Below are 16,240 nucleotides of genomic sequence, written 5' to 3' on the forward strand. Positions count from 1 at the left end.
GTACTCAGCCCTCGCGACGGCGGACGATCTCCCCGATCCAGAGGGGTGCGAACGGCGAGGTGCAGCCCGGGGCCGTGGGGTAGTCGGCCAGGACCTGGAGCCGCTCGCCGATGTCGATGGCCCGTGCCCGCAGGTCCGGATGGAAGATGCCGATGTTCGCGAGGGTCTCGTTCATCGCCCACTGCAGGCGCGGCGGGGCCTGCTGCAGGTCGCGCTCGATGAGGTCGAGGAGGTGCGACAGGTCGAGGCCGTCGGCGTCTTTCGTCACCCGGACAGTCGTGAGCGACCACGCGGCGGCGGCGACGGTGGGATCGGTGTCGTCGAACCAGCGCCGGCGCAGCTCCTCGGCGAGGGGCGACTTCTTGAGGACGTAGTTGACGAACCAATCGTTGACCTTGGGCGGACGGGTCTCACGCAGCATCGTGTCGAGCTCGTCGGCGGTGAAGTCGGCCGGGCGGCACACGAGCAGGGCCAGCAGCCGGGCGGACGTCTCGCCCGTCGCCCACAGCTCCCGCGCGAGGGCCTGATCGGTCTTGATGCGCTTCGCGAGAGCGCGCATCCGGCTCAGGTTGATGCCGTGGTCGTCGCCGCGCTTCTCGTTCGACGCGCGCTGCTTCGGGTCTTCCAGCGCCGCGAGCTCCGCCAGCGCCTCCTCCACTGTCATCCCGCCAGGGTAACCCCCGTCGACCCACCCCTTTCGGTGCGTCCCGGCCTCCTGCGGACGCACTTAGGGGGCCGGGAGGCGCGAAAGGGGGTGGGTCGACGGGAGGTCAGTCCTCGTCGAGGAGTTCGCCGCGGATGCGACGGAGGTCTTCCATGAGGGAGCCGATGAGGATCCAGTGCTGCGAGGACGGCGGACGGATCACGAGCGGAGCCGTCAGAGCGGGGATCGCGGAGGTCAGCGGCTCGGGCTCCGCGGAGGGCGCCGTGGTCTGCACGGCGAGGCGCACGTCGTGTCCGGCGCGGCGGAGCTGCTCGGCGATCGCGGTCACCGCGGGCTCCTCGCCGAGCCGGTCGTCGTAGTGGTCGAAGTAGGCGCGGGTCATGCCGATGGTCTGCGTGACGATGGGCGAGAGCCGGTCGAGCAGCGCCTTCAGCTCCTGCAGGTCGGCACGATGGGTCGAACGCCGCGGGTTCAGCGTGAGCGACTCCTCTCCGGCGGCGATCGCGGCGGCGGCGGCATCCTTCATGGGCCGCAGCAGCCGCACCTCGACCATGAGCTCCTGGAGCCGCGCCGGCGTCTGCGGGGCGGGCAGGGCGTCCGCCAGGCGGTCGAGGCTCGCGGCGAGCTCCCGCCCGAGCAGCCCCACGTTCCGCCGCGCCGGCTCGACGAGCACCGGGGGCACGATCAGCGCGTTCACGACGATGCCGATCACCACCCCGATCAGGGTCTCCACGATCCGGGCGACCGCGTACTCCGGACTCGACGACCCCAGCGCCAGCACGAGCATCGCCGAGATCGCGACCTGGTTGCCGGTGCCGGGGGACGCCCGGAAGATCCACGCCACGAGCATCGCGACGACGATCGCCAGCAGCACGATCCAGCTCGGCGAGCCGAGGAGCAGGCCGAGCCCGACCGCGATGACGACCCCGACGATCACGCCGATGCTGCGCTCGAGCGCCTTCGACAGCGACTGGTTGACGCTGGGCTGCACGACCAGGAGCGCGGCGATCGCGGCGAACACCGGCAGCTGCCCGGGGAAGACCCAGCCCGCGATCAGCCACGCGGCGATGGTCGCCGCGGCCGACTTCACCACCTGCAGCAGGGGGGAGCGCTGGGAGGCGCGGATCGCGGCGGGGATGCGCATGACCTCCACGGTAGTCGCGCCGATGTCAACCCCATCGCCCATCTCGGTCCCAGCAGGCTGAATGGAGGCACACGAACGACGAACAAGTGAGGAGCATCCCCATGGTGCAGATCATCGAGACCATCGACGTCGACGTTCCCGTCCGCACGGCGTACAACCAGTGGACGCAGTTCGAGAGCTTCCCGAAGTTCCTCGACGAGGTCGTCTCCATCACGCAGATCGACGAGACCCACACGCACTGGAAGGTGAACGTGGGGGGCGCGGAGCGTGAGTTCGACGCCGAGATCACCGAGCAGCACCCGGATGAGCGCGTCGCGTGGAACAGCGTCGGCGGCGAGACCGAGCACGCGGGCGTCGTGACGTTCCACAAGCTCGACGACAACACCACGCGGGTGACCGTCCAGCTCGACTGGGCGCCGGAGGGGCTGCTGGAGAAGGTCGGTGCGCTGGTCGGCGCGGGATCCCATGCGGTGAAGAAGGATCTGAAGAACTTCAAGGAGTTCATCGAGGGCCGTGGCGTCGAGACCGGCGCCTGGCGCGGTGACGTGGACGCCTGACACCTCTGCGTCGAGGCCCGGGACCGCTGTCTGCGGCCTCGGGCCTCGTCGCGTGCGGGGCTGCGGACGTCGGACGGGCGTGCTTGCATGGGCGCATGGACACGAGGGAGCGTCTGCGCGGCGAGGGGCGGGCCGTACTCGCGACCGTGGTCTGCTTCGTCGGGGGAGCCCTCGTCGGGGCCCTGCTCCTCGCCGGTCCGCCGAGGCCGCTCACCGGTGAGGGAGGTCTGGCGCTGCCCGCCGCGGGAGTCGCCGGCGGCATCGCGGCTCTGGCCTTCGTCCTCAGCACGCTCCTGCACCGTCGGGGGGAGGCCGCGGGGATGCCGCGCTGGCAGCGGGCGGTGTCGCGGCTCTCCGCCGCCGCGCTCACCGTGGCTTTCGGGGCCGTGACGGCGATGGGCGTGCTGCTCACCGCGGAGGTGCTCGCGGCGGGCCTGCGGGGTCTCGCGCTCGGAGCGATCGGCGGCGGGCTGCTCACGGGGGTCGCGGCCGCGGTCGGCGGACGGCTCGCGTTCGGCGCCGGAATCGGTCTCCGGACGGCCGACCTCGCCGGACTCCTGTTCGGGTTCCTCGTGATCGGCACGCTGTTCGCGATGGTGACCGCCGTCGACCCGCGGTGGTGGGAGGAGAACTTCTCGCAGCTCGGGGTGGGCTGGGCGTTCAACGGCACCCTGGCCGTGGCCGGGCTGCTGGTCGCCACCGTCGGCGCGTACATCGGGCGCGACCTGCACCGGCTGCGCGGCGACGACGCGCTGTCCCGGATCGCGACCGTGGTCGTGCTGTGGGCCGCGGCCGGACTCGCGCTCGCCGCCGTCGGGCTCCTGCCGCTGTACCGGGCCCCCGTTCCGCACGACATCGCGGCCGTCGCGGCGCTGCTCCTCTTCCTCGGGGCTGCCGCTGCGACGACGCTGACCGTCCCGGGCCGACCCCTGGCCCTCGTGGTGACCTCCGTCGCGGTGGGGGTGCTCGTGATCGCGGCCGTCCTGCTGTGGTGGCCGCTCGGCTTCTTCCCGGTGACCGCGGTGGAGGCGGTCGTCATCGGGCTCGGGCTGCTGTGGATGACGACGCTCGTGCGGGTGCTCGCGATCCTCGTACCGGAGGGGACCCGTCCGTCCGCGCGGCCCTCGCTCTGGCAGGGCAGGCAGTCGCGCGAGCTCAGGCGGGTTCGCGCGCCAGGAGCCTGATGCGGCGTGAGGGCCTGCGTCAGCATAAGGAAGGGAGGCGGAGGGGGCGCGGAAGATAGGGCATCCGTCCGATGTGGAGGGGGCACCTCAGAGCGGAGTGTAGGGATACACCGAACCGTCGAGGAGACATCATGTTCGACCACCCGTATCTCAGCCATCAGGTCACCGTCTTCGAGCAGGAGCAGATCGAACGCGCGGTCGCCCGGCGCCGGATGCTCCTGGAGCACGCGGATCAGATCGTGCCGCGTCCGGCGGGTCCGCTGCGTCGGCTCCTGCGCCGCCTCGCACGCCGGGGAACGCCGGTGCCGCGGGCGTCCCACGCGGGAGCGTGCGATCCGATCGTCGCCCGATGACGGACGGCGTCGTGCTGTCGTTCCCCGGCTCTCCGGATGTCCGGGGGGAGTGGCACGATGGGTCCATGGCCCCAGCCCCCTCCGCCGCGATGGTCGGGCGTGACGCCGAGATCGCCGGGATGCGCCGCCTGTTCGACGGCGTACGCCAGGGCGTGCCCGCCGCGCTGCTCGTCGAGGGCGAGGCCGGGATCGGCAAGACCCGGCTGGTGCGGGAGTTCGGCACCGAGATCGCGAGCGCGGCAGACGTGCACGTCGGCTGGTGCCTCGACCTCGGCGCCTCGCGTGCGCCGTTCGGGCCCCTCGCGGGCATCCTCCGCTCGCTCGTGGAGCGGCTGGGAGCCGAGCGCGTGCGTGAGGCGGTCGGCGTGGGCGTCGAGGCGCTCGGCATGCTGCTGCCCGAGCTCGTCGACGCCCCCGCCGCCCGCGACCGCACCAGTCCCGAACGCCTGCGCGACGCGATCGCCTCCCTCATCGAGGCCGCCACGGAGCTGGCGCCGCAGGTCATCGTCGTCGAAGACCTGCACTGGGCCGACGACTCGACCCTCGCGATCCTCTCCTTCCTCCTGCGCACGCTCGACCGCGGCCGCCTGCTGCTGCTCATCACCTGCCGCACCGACGACGTGCGCCGAGGCGACGCGGTGAGCCGGTTCATCGGCGAGGCCACGCGGGCGCGACTGCTCGAACGGATGACGGTACCGCGTCTCGACGACCATGCCGTCGGCGAGCTCGTCGCGCAGATCACGGGACGCGCGCCGACCGCGACGGCGCTGGAGCGGCTGCAGGTCAGGGCGGAGGGCGTCCCCTTCTTCGTGGAGGAGATCGCCGGGTGCGCCCAGGGGCCCCTGCCGGAGAGCCTGCGCGACCTCCTGCTCGCCCGGTTCGACCGCCTCGGAGACGATGCGCGCCGCGTGGTGCAGGTCCTGTCCGGCGCCGAGCGGCCGCTCACGGATCCGCTGCTGCTGCGTCTCGTCGAGCTTCCGGAGGATCGGGTCGACGACGCCGTCCGCGAAGCCGTGCGCAGCGGCATCATCGTCGTCGGCGAAGACGACTACCGGTTCCGGCACGCCCTGCTGCGCGAAGCCGTGCACGACGATCTGCTGCCCGGAGAGCGCGCGCGTCTGCACCGCGCCTACGCCGAGGTGCTGGACGAGGACGGCGGCGGCGACGCGGCGGCCCTGGCCCACCACTGGCAGCTCGCGCAGGACGATCGTCGCGCCATCGCGTCCGCCGCCGACGCCATGCGGCAGGCCAAGGCCCAGTACGCCTTCGCCAGTGCGGCGCGGTTCGGGGAGCTCGTCCTCGAACTCTGGCCACTCGTGCCGGACGCGGAGCAGGCGACGGGATTCGCACGTCTCGACCTCCTCCACGTGCTCGGGTCGGTCCTCCGCAACGCCGGTGACGGCGAGCGGGCGCTGGCGGTCGCCAATGTCGCGCTGAGCGAGGTCGACCCGGCGACGGTCGACCCGCGGCTGCACGCGCGCCTGCTCCGCAACAAGGCGCTGTATCTCGTCAATCTCGGGCGCCTCGGGGCCATCCCGCTCCTCCAGGAGGCGCTCGCGCTCGCGGAGCGCGTCGACGACGAGGCGTTCCGCGCGGAGCTGCTGAACCAGCTGGCGAGCCGTCGCATGATCGCGGGCGATCGCGAGGAGGCGATCCGGCTCGCCGACGAGGCGGAGCGTCGGGCCGCGGGCGCCGCGACGACGGATCAGCTCTCGATCGCCGCGAACGTCCGCGGCGGGTCGCTGGCCCATCTCGGCCGGGTCGCGGAGGGGGTGCGCGAGTACGAGCGTGCGCGCGACCTCGCCGCCGGATCGACGGCCGAGATGCGCTACCGCGTCAACTACTCCGACCTGCTGACGCTGCTGGGCCGCTACCGGGAGGCCGTCGCCGTCGCCGAGGAGGGTCTGCGCCGGGCTCGTGAGCTCCGCGTCGAGCGCACCTCGGGTTCGATCATGGCGCAGAACATGATCGTGCCGTTGCTCGAGCTCGGCGAGATCGACCAGGTCGAGGACATGCTGGCCCGGGACTTCCTGCAGGGCACGCTGCGGGTGTTCCGGATGTACGTGAGCATGACCAGGGTGCGGGTGCTCGCCTGGCGGGGCCGGGCCGCGGAGGCCGCGGAGACCCTGCAGGAGTGGCTGCCGGCGTTCGAGGAGACCGGAGTCTCGGAGCGGCAGATCTGGTACGACCGGATCACGATGCAGGTCGCCGTCGCCGAGAGTCAGGGAGACCTCCGCGGAGCGCTCGACGTGATCGGGGAGATGCTGGAGGACGACCGGCCGGCGTTGCTGCATCAGCGGCGGCTGCTCCTGGAGGCGGGCGCCCTCGTGACGGCGCTGCGTGCAGGCGGCGCCGACGTCGATGCGGCGGTCGCGGCCGTGCGGACGGCCTGGGAGGCGCAGCCGCCGGAGCTGCAGGACGACGCGTGGTCGACGGTGCTGCACGCCCTGCTCGACCCGAGTCCGGCCGCGGTCGACGAGGCGCTGCGGTGCGCGGACGGCGACGACGTGCCGGTCACCTTCCGTGTGGTGCTGCGGCTCGAGCGAGCCCGGCTGCACGTCGCCGACGGAGAGCGCGCCGAGGCCGCTGCCGTGCTGACGGCGGCGACGGCGATCGCCGAGGGGCTCGGCCATGTGCCGCTGCAGAAGGCTTTGGCGGGGTTCGGCGAGGCGGCAGGGCTGCGTCCGACCGGGCCCCGCGAGGCCGCCGACGCGGAGCAGCTGACGGCCAGGGAGCGGCAGGTGCTCGCCCTCATCGCGGAGGGGCTGAGCAACCGCCAGATCGGGGAGCGCCTGTTCATCAGCGTGAAGACCGTCAGTGTCCACGTCTCGGCGGTGCTGCGGAAGCTCGGCGTGAGCACGCGCACCGAGGCGGCGCTCGCCCATCGCACGGCCGAAGAGGGGGAGTCCCGTCAGTCCGCCGTGGTAGCGTGACCGAGCATGCATGTCGGATCATCGGCATGATGCAGGCCGCGTGAGCGGCCGGTCAACAGAAAGTAGAAAACACATGGCCACTGGCACTGTGAAATGGTTCAACGCAGAGAAGGGCTTCGGCTTCATCGCTCCCGATGACGGCACCGAAGACCTCTTCGCCCACTACTCGGCTATCGCCGGCTCCGGTTTCAAGGAGCTCCGCGAGAACCAGAAGGTCGAATTCGACGCTGAGCGTGGCCCCAAGGGCATGCAGGCGGCGAACATCCGCGCTCTCTGAGCGTGCGCTGACTTCCTGAAGCCGGCCGGATCCGTACGGGTCCGGCCGGCTTTTCGCTGCCCCGGCACTTTCGAATCGCCCACTTTGCGGCATCCGGGCGCCGGATGGGACAAGGTGAGCGATTCGAAACGGGAGTGAGGGCGCCCTAACCTCCGTGTTAGATTAGGCGAGGCTTACCAAAGGCCGGACGCTCTCGCGTCGACACCCCATCTCCCATCCCGAAGGGAACGCCTGTGCGCACCTCTCGACTCCTCGCCCTCGGCGCGGCCGCCGCGCTCGCCGTGACGCTGTCCGCCTGCTCGTCCTCCGCGCCGGAGTCGACCGCGACCACCGGCGGCAACCCGGCCTCCGACGACGCGTTCCCCGTCACCATCGAGCACGTCTACGGCGAGACGACCATCGACGAGAAGCCCGAGCGCGTGGCGACGATCGCGTGGGCGAACCACGAGGTGCCGCTGGCCCTCGGCATCGTCCCGGTCGGCATGAGCAAGGCCACCTGGGGCGACGACGACGACAACGGCATCCTCCCCTGGGTCGAGGAGAAGCTCGACGAGCTCGGCGGCGAGACCCCGGTGCTCTTCGACGAGACCGACGGCATCGACTACGAGGCCGTGGCCGACACCGCTCCCGACGTGATCCTCGCCGCCTACTCCGGCCTCACGCAGGAGGAGTACGACACGCTCTCCAAGATCGCCCCGGTCGTCGCCTACCCTGACGTCGCGTGGGGCACCTCCGTCGACGACATGGTCGAGATGAACGCCAAGGCCCTAGGGCTCGAGGCCGAGGGCGAGGCCCTGATCGAGGACCTGCACGCCGACGCCGACGCCGCCCTCGCGGCCAACAGTGCACTCGAGGGCAAGAAGGTGCTCTTCGCCTACTTCGACCCGAGCGACCTCAGCCAGATCGGCTACTACACCGCGGCCGACACGCGCCCCGGGTACCTGCACGACCTCGGCCTGCCGCTCCCCGCGATCGTCGAGGAGAACGCGGACAGCGACCAGTTCTACCTGCAGGTGAGCGCCGAGGAGGCGCAGAAGTTCGACGACGTGGACGTGCTGGTGACCTACGGCGACGACTCCACCCTGGCCACGCTGCAGGCCGACCCGCTGCTGTCGAAGATCCCCGCCATCGCGGAGGGCCGCGTCGCGATCCTCCCGGACGCCACGCCCATCGCCGCATCGGCGAACCCGTCGGCGCTGTCGATCCCGTGGGGTCTCGAGGACTACCTGGCCATCCTCGCCGCGCCGCTCGCGAAGTAAGCTCCGCGTCCGCCCCCCAGCGGAGAGTCGTCGTGATCTCAGCACCCGTCCTCGCGTCGGACGCCGCCACCCTGCGGCGTCCGACGGTGGTGCGCACCCTCTGGCTGCTCGCCGGGGTCGGAGTGATCCTCGTGCTCGTCGTGCTCTCGGTGTCGTTCGGAGTGCGCGCGGTCACCCTCGACGACATCGTCGCGGCGCTCTCCGGCCAGACCGATACGATCGCCCAGGCCGCGGTCGTCAAGCGCATCCCCCGCACGGTGCTCGCGCTCCTCGTGGGGGCAGCCCTCGCCCTCGCCGGGGCGACCATGCAGGCCGTCACGCGCAACCCCGTGGCCGACCCCGGCATCCTGGGGGTCTCGAACGGCGCCTCCTTCGCGGTCGTCCTCGGCATCGCGTTCTTCGGACTCAGCAACCCCTACGGGCAGATGGCCTTCGCGATCGTCGGCGCCGCGGCCGCCGCCGTCTTCGTGTACACCGTCGGCTCCCTCGGTCGCGGCGGAGCCACCCCGCTCAAGCTGGCCCTCGCGGGGGCGGCGACCTCCGCCGCGTTCGCCTCGCTCATCAGCGCGGTCATGCTGCCGCGGGTCGACCTGCTGCAGACGTTCCAGTCGTGGCAGATCGGCGGCGTCGGCGGGGCGGAGTGGCCCCGGATCGCGATCACCGCGCCCGTCCTCGCGGTCGGCGCCCTCATCTGCTTCCTGTGCGCCCGGGGCATGAACTCCCTCGCGCTCGGCGACGACATGGCCAAGGGCCTCGGCGAGCACGTGCTGCGCACCCGGATGCTGTCGGCCCTCGGCGCGGTCATCCTCGCCGGCGCGGCGACGGCCATCGCGGGACCGATCGGGTTCGTCGGGCTCATCGTCCCGCACATGTGCCGGATGCTCGTCGGTACCGACCACCGCTGGCTGCTGCCCTTCTCGGCCCTCGCCGGCGCGGCGCTGCTCACCGCGAGCGACATCGTCGGCCGCGTGATCTCGCCGTCGTCCGAGGAGATCCAGGTCGGCATCATCACCGCGATCATCGGGGCGCCGTTCTTCATCTGGATCGTCCGCCGACAGAAGGTGCGGGAGCTGTGAGCACGACCGAGCACACCCTCGTCCGCGGCGACGAGTCCGCCGCCGCCCGCACCGCGCGCATCATCGCCGGCCGCCGGGCACGTCACCGCCGTCATGCCGTGGTCACGCTCGCCCTCGGGGTCGTCGTGATCGTGCTGTTCGTCGTGGCGCTCATGGTCGGCAACACGTTCTACCCGCTCGACGAGGTCATCCGCGTGATCCTCGGCGAGACGGTGCCCGGTGCGTCGTTCACCGTGGGCGACCTGCGCCTGCCGCGGGCCGTCCTCGCGATCCTCACGGGCCTCGCGTTCGGCATGGCGGGCGTCACCTTCCAGACCATGCTGCGCAACCCGCTCGCCTCGCCGGACATCATCGGCATCTCGAACGGCGCCGGCGCCGCCGCGGTGTTCGGCATCGTCGTGCTCTCGCTCAACGGCCCTGCCGTCTCGCTCCTCGCGCTCGTCGGCGCCCTCGTGACGGCGCTGGCGATCTACCTCCTCGCCATCAAGGGCGGCTTCGCGGGCACCCGCCTCATCCTCATCGGGATCGGCGTCGCGGCGATGCTGCAGAGCGTCATCTCCTACCTGCTGTCCCGGGCCGCGAACTGGGACATCCAGACCGCGATGCAGTGGCTCACCGGCAGCCTCAACAACGCGTCCTGGGAGCGGGTGCTGCCGATGGCGATCGCCGCCGCGATCCTCGTGCCGCTGCTGCTCTCGCAGGGGCGGGCGCTGGGCACGCTCCAGCTCGGCGACGACTCCGCCGCGGGGCTCGGCGTGCGGGTCACCGCCACGCGCCTCGTCTTCATCCTCGGCGCCGTGGCCCTCCTCGCCTTCGCGACCGCCGCCACCGGGCCGATCGCGTTCGTCGCGTTCATGGCCGGACCCATCGCCGCGCGGCTCACCGGTCCCGGCGCCACGCTGCTGCTGCCCAGCGGCCTCGTCGGGGCGGTGCTCGTGCTCGGCGGCGACCTCATCGCCCAGTTCGCGCTCGGCGCGCGCTACCCGGTCGGCGTGGTCACCGGCGTCGTCGGCGCGCCGTACCTCATCTATCTGCTCATCCGCACCAACCGCACCGGAGGCTCGCTGTGACCGCCGCCCACCGCCTGTCCGCCGAGGGGGTCACCCTCTCGTACGGCGACCGCACCGTCGTCGAGGGCCTCGACCTGCAGATCGCGCCGGGGAAGATCACCACGATCGTCGGCGCGAACGGCTGCGGCAAATCGACGCTGCTGCGCGCCCTCGCCCGGCTGCTGTCCCCGGGGGACGGGGAGGTCGTGCTCGACGGGAAGTCGATCCATGCCCGGCCCACGAAGGAGGTCGCGCGCATCCTCGGCCTCCTGCCCCAGTCGCCCGTGGCCCCCGAGGGCATCGCCGTCGCCGACCTCGTCGGTCGCGGGCGTCACCCCCACCAGCGGGCCCTGTCGCGGTGGAGTGCGCACGACTACGAGGTCGTCGCCGACGCCCTGGACGCGACCGGCATCAGCGACCTCGCCGACCGCAGCGTGGACGAGCTCTCCGGCGGTCAGCGGCAGCGGGTCTGGATCGCGATGGCCCTCGCGCAGGAGACCGACATCCTGCTGCTGGACGAGCCGACGACCTTCCTCGACGTCGCCCACCAGGTCGAGGTGCTCGACCTGCTCACCGACCTCAGCGTGGCCCGCGGCACCACGATCGTCATGGTGCTGCACGACCTCAACCTCGCCGCGCGCTACGCCGACGAGCTGGTCGCCATGAAGAACGGCCGCGTGCACGCGATCGGCGCCCCGCAAGACGTCGTCACCGCCGAGCTCGTGCAGGAGGTCTTCGGCCTCCCCAACCAGATCACCATCGACCCGGTCTCCGGCAAGCCGATGGTCACCCCCATCGGAAGGCATCATGTCCGCTGAATCCACCACGACCGAGCGCCCGACCTACATCCTCACCCGCGCCGAGGTGCGCGCCGTCTCCCGCGTCTCCCCGTCGTTCGTGCGGGTGACGCTCGGCGGCGAGGAGCTCAGCGAGCTGGGCACGCCAGGGGAGGTGTACGACAGCCGGGTCAAGCTCGTCTTCCCGCCCGCGTCCGGCGTTCTCGCGGAGATCGACCGGTCGACGTACGACTGGTGGGGCTCGTACCTGTCCGTCCCGGAGGAGGAGCGCGGCTCGATGCGCACCTACTCCGTGCGCGAGCTGCGGGTCGACGACGACGGCCGCACCGAGGTCGACATCGACTTCGTGCTGCACCTGGAGCCGGGGCTCACCGGTCCGGCCTCTCGGTGGGCGAGCACGGCCGCGGTGGGCCAGGAGCTGTGGCTGGTCGGCCCGCGTCGGGGCGTCGTCGCGCACGGCGGCGCGGAGTACGCCCCGGGGGCGGCGACCTCGGTGGTCCTCGTCGGGGATGAGACCGCGGCCCCCGCCATCGCCCGCATCCTGGAGGACGCCCCGCGCGACCTCCGCGGCACGGCGTTCATCGAGGTGCCGTCGCCCGCGGACGTCCTCGCGATCGACGTTCCGGCGGGGGTGGACGTGCACTGGCTGCCGCGCGACGCCGGCGAGCCGCACGGGTTCCGCCTCATCCCCGCGGTGCTCGAGCACCTGGGCGACGACGATGCCGGGGACGAGATCCGCGTCACCGACATCGAGGGGGAGGACCTCCTCTGGGAGACCCCGGAGTACTCGAGCCTGGGAGAGGAGATCGCGCCCGACGACGCGGCCGGCCGCTACTTCTGGATCGCGGGCGAGAGCGGTGTCGTGACGACGCTGCGTCGGCACCTCGTGAAGGACCTCGGGATCGACCGCGCGCAGGTCGCGTTCATGGGCTACTGGCGCCGCGGCGTCGCGATGCGGGGCTGAGATGACCGACGCCATCGATCGCCACAGCCTCGCGGGGGAATCCCTCGTCCTCGGCTACGGCCGCACCCGGGTCGTGCACGACGTCTCCCTGCGCCTCGCGCCGGGCCGGGTGACCGCGCTGATCGGACCGAACGGCAGCGGCAAGTCGACCGTCCTCCGCGCGCTCGCGCGGCTGCACCGCATCGAGGCGGGGACCGTGAGCGTCGGCGGCGCGGAGTCGCGCGACGCCGCCACCCTCTCCGCCAAGGAGTTCGCGAAGACCGTCGCGATGCTGTCGCAGTCCCGGCCGCACCCCTCCGGGATCGAGGTCGCCGACGTGGTCGCCTACGGCCGCCATCCGCACCGCGGGCGGTTCTCCGGCGTGAGCGACGCCGACCGTGCCGCCGTGGCGCGCGCCCTCGCCCTCACCGGCCTGTCCGCGATGGCCGCCCGTCCGGTCGACCAGCTCTCCGGCGGCGAGCTGCAGCGCGTCTGGCTGGCGACCGCACTCGCCCAGGACACCGGGGTGCTGCTGCTCGACGAGCCGACCAACCACCTCGACCTGCGCTACCAGGTGGAGACCCTCGATCTGGTGCGGGAGCTCGCCGACGACCACGGCACCGCGCTCGGCGTCGTGCTGCACGACCTCGACCACGCCGCCTCGGTCGCCGACGACGTCGTGCTGATGCACCGCGGCCGGGTCCACGCGGCGGGGGCTCCCGCCGCGGTGCTCACCGGCGAGAACCTGTCGCACGTGTACGGACTGCGCATCGACACCGCCCTCGACGAGGAGACCGGCCTGGTGCGGGTGCGTCCGCGCGGCCGCCACCACGGTCGCCTCCGCGCCCCCTCCGCCTCCTGATCCCGACCCCTGAAGGAACCACCGATGAAGAAGACCCCCCTCGCCGTGCTCGCCCTCGGCGGCGCCCTCACCCTCGCGCTCGCCGGCTGCGGCACCACGCAGACGCCGTCCGCCGAGGGGTCCGACGCCCCGACCTCGACGAGCGCGGGCTGCACGGACGACACCACGAGCACCTCGACCGGGGCGGTCTCCGTCACCGACGATCTCGGCCGCACGGTGGAGCTCGACAAGCCGGCCGAGCGGATCGCGGTGCTCGAGTGGCAGCAGATTGAGGACGCCCTGTCGCTGTGCGTGACGCCGGTCGCGGTGGCCGACGCCGAGGGGTACAGCACCTGGGTCACGGCGGAGGAGCTGCCGGAAGGCGTCGTGGACGTGGGCACCCGTCAGGAGCCGAACCTGGAGACGCTGTTCGGCACCGATCCCGACCTCGTGATCGTCGAGGTCAACGCCGCGGACGACCCCATCGTCGCGCAGCTCGAGGCTTACGACGTGCCCGTGCTCGCGACGATCGGCGCCGATGCGAAGGACCCGATCGCCAAGATGCTGAACACCTTCGACCTCATCGCGCAGGTCACCGGCCGCGAGGAGCGGGCCGACGTCGTCACCGAGGAGTTCCAGGACCACCTCGACACCGCGAAGGCCGAGCTCGCCGACCGCGACCTCGCCACGACCGACTTCGTGTTCTTCGACGGCTGGGTCGACGGCGGCAACGTGGCGCTGCGTCCGTTCGGCCAGGGCTCGCTCGTCGGCGAGGTGGGCGAGGAGCTCGGGCTGACGAACGCCTGGACCGGCGAGGTCGACCCCGTGTACGGCCTCGGACAGACCGATGTCGAGGGCATGACGACGGTCGGCGGCGCGAACCTGTTCTACACCGGCACCGCGGACCCGGACTCCGAGAGCTTCGTCGACGCCCTCGCGGACAACCCCGCCTGGACCTCGCTCCCCGCGGTGGCGGAGGACCGCCTGACCGCGTTCCCGGCCGGCATCTGGACCTTCGGCGGCCCGCGCTCGACCGCGCAGATCATCGACGGCTACCTCGAGGTGCTCTCGAAGTGACGGAGACCCTCCGCCTCGACGACACGACGGCGACCGCGGAGCCCGGCGCCCCGGCGTCCGCCGTCCCCGTCGGGGAGGAGGGTCGGAAGCCCGCGGTGTGGACGGGCGTCGGTGTGCTCGTCGCTCTCGCCGTCGTGCTGGTCGCGGTCGCCTGCTGGCACCTCACCCAGGGCACGAGCGGCGCGGTGTTCGCCGACACCGACGTCCTCTGGGGCTCGCGGGTGCCGCGGCTCGCCGCCGGTGTCGCGGTGGGCGTGGCCCTCGGGGTCGCCGGCATCCTGCTGCAGTCCCTCGCCCGCAATGCCCTTGCGTCGCCGGACACGCTGGGCGTGACCGCCGGGGCCTATCTCGCCGTCACGGCGCTCGCCGCATTCGGGATCGCCGTGCCGGTGTGGGCCTCCGGGGCGGTGGCGTTCGCGGGTGGCATCGTCGCCGCGGGCATCGTGCTCGGGCTCGCCGGCGGGGCGGGGTCGTCCACGACCCGCATCATCCTCGCCGGCACCGCGCTGGCGCTCGCCTTCCAGGCCGCGACCTCGACGCTGCTCATCCTGTTCGATGAGGAGACCAAGGGACTGCTCGCCTGGGGGAGCGGGAGCCTGTCGCAGCTCGGACTCACCGCGTTCCTCCGGGCGGCGCCGGTCGTCGTGGTCGTCACGGTGCTCGCGCTCCTGCTCGCGCGGCGCCTCGACATCCTCACCCTGGGGGACGACACGGCCTCGTCGCTCGGCGTGCCGATCCGGTCGACGAGGACCATCGGGATCCTCCTCGCGGTCACCCTCACGGCGGTCGCGGTGACGCTCGCCGGGCCGATGGGATTCGTGGGGCTGTGCGCGCCGGTGCTCGCGCGGCTGCTGACGCGGGTGGTGCCGAGCCTGAACCGCCATGTGCTGCTGATCCCCGCGTCGGGGCTCCTCGGCGCCCTCGTCGTCATCCTCTCCGACGCCCTCCTGCGCGCGGTGATCGGCGCGGAGGCCGCGATCCTCATCCCGACCGGCGTCGCGACGACGCTGCTCGGCGCGATCGTGCTCGTGCTCATGGCCCGACGCCTCCGCGACGCCGGTCCCACGCGCGAGCCTCCGCGGGTGCGCTTCGGCGTCCGCAGCCGCCTGCGCTTCCGGATCACCCTCGCCCTCGTCGCCCTCGGCGTGGTCGGGGTGCTGCTGCTCGGACTGCTCGCCGGGCACACCTGGCTGCTCACCGGCGACATCGCGCTGTGGCTGCAGGGCCAGGCTCCCGCGCCCATCGCCTTCGCCCTCGACGAGCGCGCGCCGCGGATCGTGGCCGCCGTGGTCGCCGGCGCCGCGCTCGCGCTCTCCGGCGCCGTGATCCAGGGGGTGAGCCGCAACCCGCTCGCCGACCCGGGCATCCTCGGCGTCACCGGCGGCGGCGGGCTCGGCGCGGTGCTGGTGATCACGAGCATCACGTCGTCGACGGGCGGGATGATCGCGGGAGCCGTCACGGGCTCGCTGCTCGCCTTCGCCCTCGTCTACCTGCTGTCGTGGCGGGGAGGTCTGAACGCGGACCGGTTCCTGCTGATCGGCATCGGGGTCTCGTACTTCACGGTCTCCCTCACGACCTTCCTCCTGCTGCGGTCGAACCCGTGGGACACCCCGAAGATCTACACCTGGCTCTCCGGCACGACCTACGGGCGGGTGTGGGAGCAGGTCGTCCCGCTGGCGATCGTCCTCGTGATCGCGGTGCCGTTCGTGGTGATGAGTCGCCGAGAGCTCGACGTGCTGTCGCTCGATGAGGACACCCCGCGACTGGTCGGCATCCGGCTGGAGCCCGTCCGGTTGACGCTGCTGCTGGTGGCGGCCGTCCTGGCGGCGCTGAGCGTGACGGCGATCGGGGTCATCGGCTTCGTGGGGCTGGTGGCGCCGCATGCCGCGCGGGCACTGGTGGGCGCACGGCACTCGCGGGTGATCCCGACGGCGGTGCTCCTCGGCGGGCTGCTCGTCGGCATCGCGGACACCATCGGCCGGACGGTGATCGCCCCCGCGCAGCTTCCGGCGGGCCTGGTGGTCGCGCTGATCGGCGCCCCGTACTTCGTCTGGCTGCTCTGGCGCTCCCGCTGACCCGCTTCGAA

15 protein-coding genes are annotated in these 16,240 nt (G+C 72.4%); 13 read left to right on the forward strand and 2 right to left on the reverse strand.

Annotation, left to right across the window (positions count from 1 at the left end):
• Positions 1–4: 4 nt before the first annotated feature.
• Both BV453_RS04070 and BV453_RS04075 read right to left on the reverse strand, forming a co-directional pair.
• Positions 5–664: a DNA alkylation repair protein gene (locus BV453_RS04070; protein ID WP_249520941.1), complete on the reverse strand. Its 660-nt coding sequence runs from the start codon at positions 662–664 to the stop codon at positions 5–7.
• 106 nt (positions 665–770) lie between these two features.
• A complete protein-coding gene (locus BV453_RS04075) occupies positions 771–1,808 on the reverse strand; it encodes an aromatic acid exporter family protein (RefSeq protein WP_025104033.1) in 1,038 nt (345 codons plus the stop codon).
• 101 nt (positions 1,809–1,909) lie between these two features.
• On the opposite strand from BV453_RS04075, the gene BV453_RS04080 reads away from it, so the two are divergent.
• From BV453_RS04080 to BV453_RS04145, 13 genes are all read left to right on the forward strand, one after another.
• Positions 1,910–2,365, forward strand: a complete 456-nt coding sequence (locus BV453_RS04080; protein ID WP_025104032.1) for an SRPBCC family protein — start codon at positions 1,910–1,912, stop codon at positions 2,363–2,365.
• 95 nt (positions 2,366–2,460) lie between these two features.
• Positions 2,461–3,549 (forward strand): DUF998 domain-containing protein, encoded by a 1,089-nt coding sequence (locus BV453_RS04085; RefSeq protein WP_249520942.1) that lies wholly within the window; start codon positions 2,461–2,463, stop codon positions 3,547–3,549.
• Positions 3,550–3,680: 131 nt separating this feature from the next.
• Positions 3,681–3,902, forward strand: a complete 222-nt coding sequence (locus tag BV453_RS04090; protein ID WP_025104030.1) for a hypothetical protein — start codon at positions 3,681–3,683, stop codon at positions 3,900–3,902.
• 65 nt (positions 3,903–3,967) lie between these two features.
• Positions 3,968–6,835, forward strand: coding sequence for a helix-turn-helix transcriptional regulator (locus BV453_RS16555; protein WP_283398809.1), 2,868 nt, complete (start codon positions 3,968–3,970; stop codon positions 6,833–6,835).
• Positions 6,836–6,908: 73 nt separating this feature from the next.
• Complete coding sequence (locus tag BV453_RS04105) at positions 6,909–7,112, forward strand: cold-shock protein (RefSeq protein ID WP_025104028.1); 204 nt, start codon at positions 6,909–6,911, stop codon at positions 7,110–7,112.
• A 233-nt stretch (positions 7,113–7,345) separates the two neighbouring features.
• On the forward strand, positions 7,346–8,371 hold the full coding sequence (locus BV453_RS04110) for an iron-siderophore ABC transporter substrate-binding protein (RefSeq protein WP_126894078.1): 1,026 nt from the start codon (positions 7,346–7,348) through the stop codon (positions 8,369–8,371).
• Between the two features lie 32 nt (positions 8,372–8,403).
• On the forward strand, positions 8,404–9,447 hold the full coding sequence (locus BV453_RS04115; protein WP_249520943.1) for an iron ABC transporter permease: 1,044 nt from the start codon (positions 8,404–8,406) through the stop codon (positions 9,445–9,447).
• Positions 9,444–10,517 (forward strand): iron chelate uptake ABC transporter family permease subunit, encoded by a 1,074-nt coding sequence (locus BV453_RS04120; protein ID WP_025104025.1) that lies wholly within the window; start codon positions 9,444–9,446, stop codon positions 10,515–10,517. The genes BV453_RS04115 and BV453_RS04120 overlap by 4 nt, the downstream gene beginning before the upstream one ends.
• Positions 10,514–11,314, forward strand: a complete 801-nt coding sequence (locus BV453_RS04125; protein WP_085604661.1) for an ABC transporter ATP-binding protein — start codon at positions 10,514–10,516, stop codon at positions 11,312–11,314. The genes BV453_RS04120 and BV453_RS04125 overlap by 4 nt, the downstream gene beginning before the upstream one ends.
• Complete coding sequence (locus BV453_RS04130) at positions 11,304–12,257, forward strand: siderophore-interacting protein (RefSeq protein ID WP_249520944.1); 954 nt, start codon at positions 11,304–11,306, stop codon at positions 12,255–12,257. Before BV453_RS04125 ends, BV453_RS04130 begins: the two co-directional genes overlap by 11 nt.
• Position 12,258: 1 nt before the next feature.
• Positions 12,259–13,098 (forward strand): ABC transporter ATP-binding protein, encoded by an 840-nt coding sequence (locus BV453_RS04135; protein ID WP_249520945.1) that lies wholly within the window; start codon positions 12,259–12,261, stop codon positions 13,096–13,098.
• A 24-nt stretch (positions 13,099–13,122) separates the two neighbouring features.
• Positions 13,123–14,154 (forward strand): iron-siderophore ABC transporter substrate-binding protein, encoded by a 1,032-nt coding sequence (locus tag BV453_RS04140; RefSeq protein ID WP_085604670.1) that lies wholly within the window; start codon positions 13,123–13,125, stop codon positions 14,152–14,154.
• Complete coding sequence (locus BV453_RS04145; protein ID WP_249520946.1) at positions 14,151–16,229, forward strand: iron ABC transporter permease; 2,079 nt, start codon at positions 14,151–14,153, stop codon at positions 16,227–16,229. The genes BV453_RS04140 and BV453_RS04145 overlap by 4 nt, the downstream gene beginning before the upstream one ends.
• Positions 16,230–16,240 lie beyond the last annotated feature (11 nt).

Source organism: Microbacterium sp. ER1, from assembly GCF_023383675.1.
Taxonomy (GTDB): Bacteria; Actinomycetota; Actinomycetes; order Actinomycetales; family Microbacteriaceae; genus Microbacterium.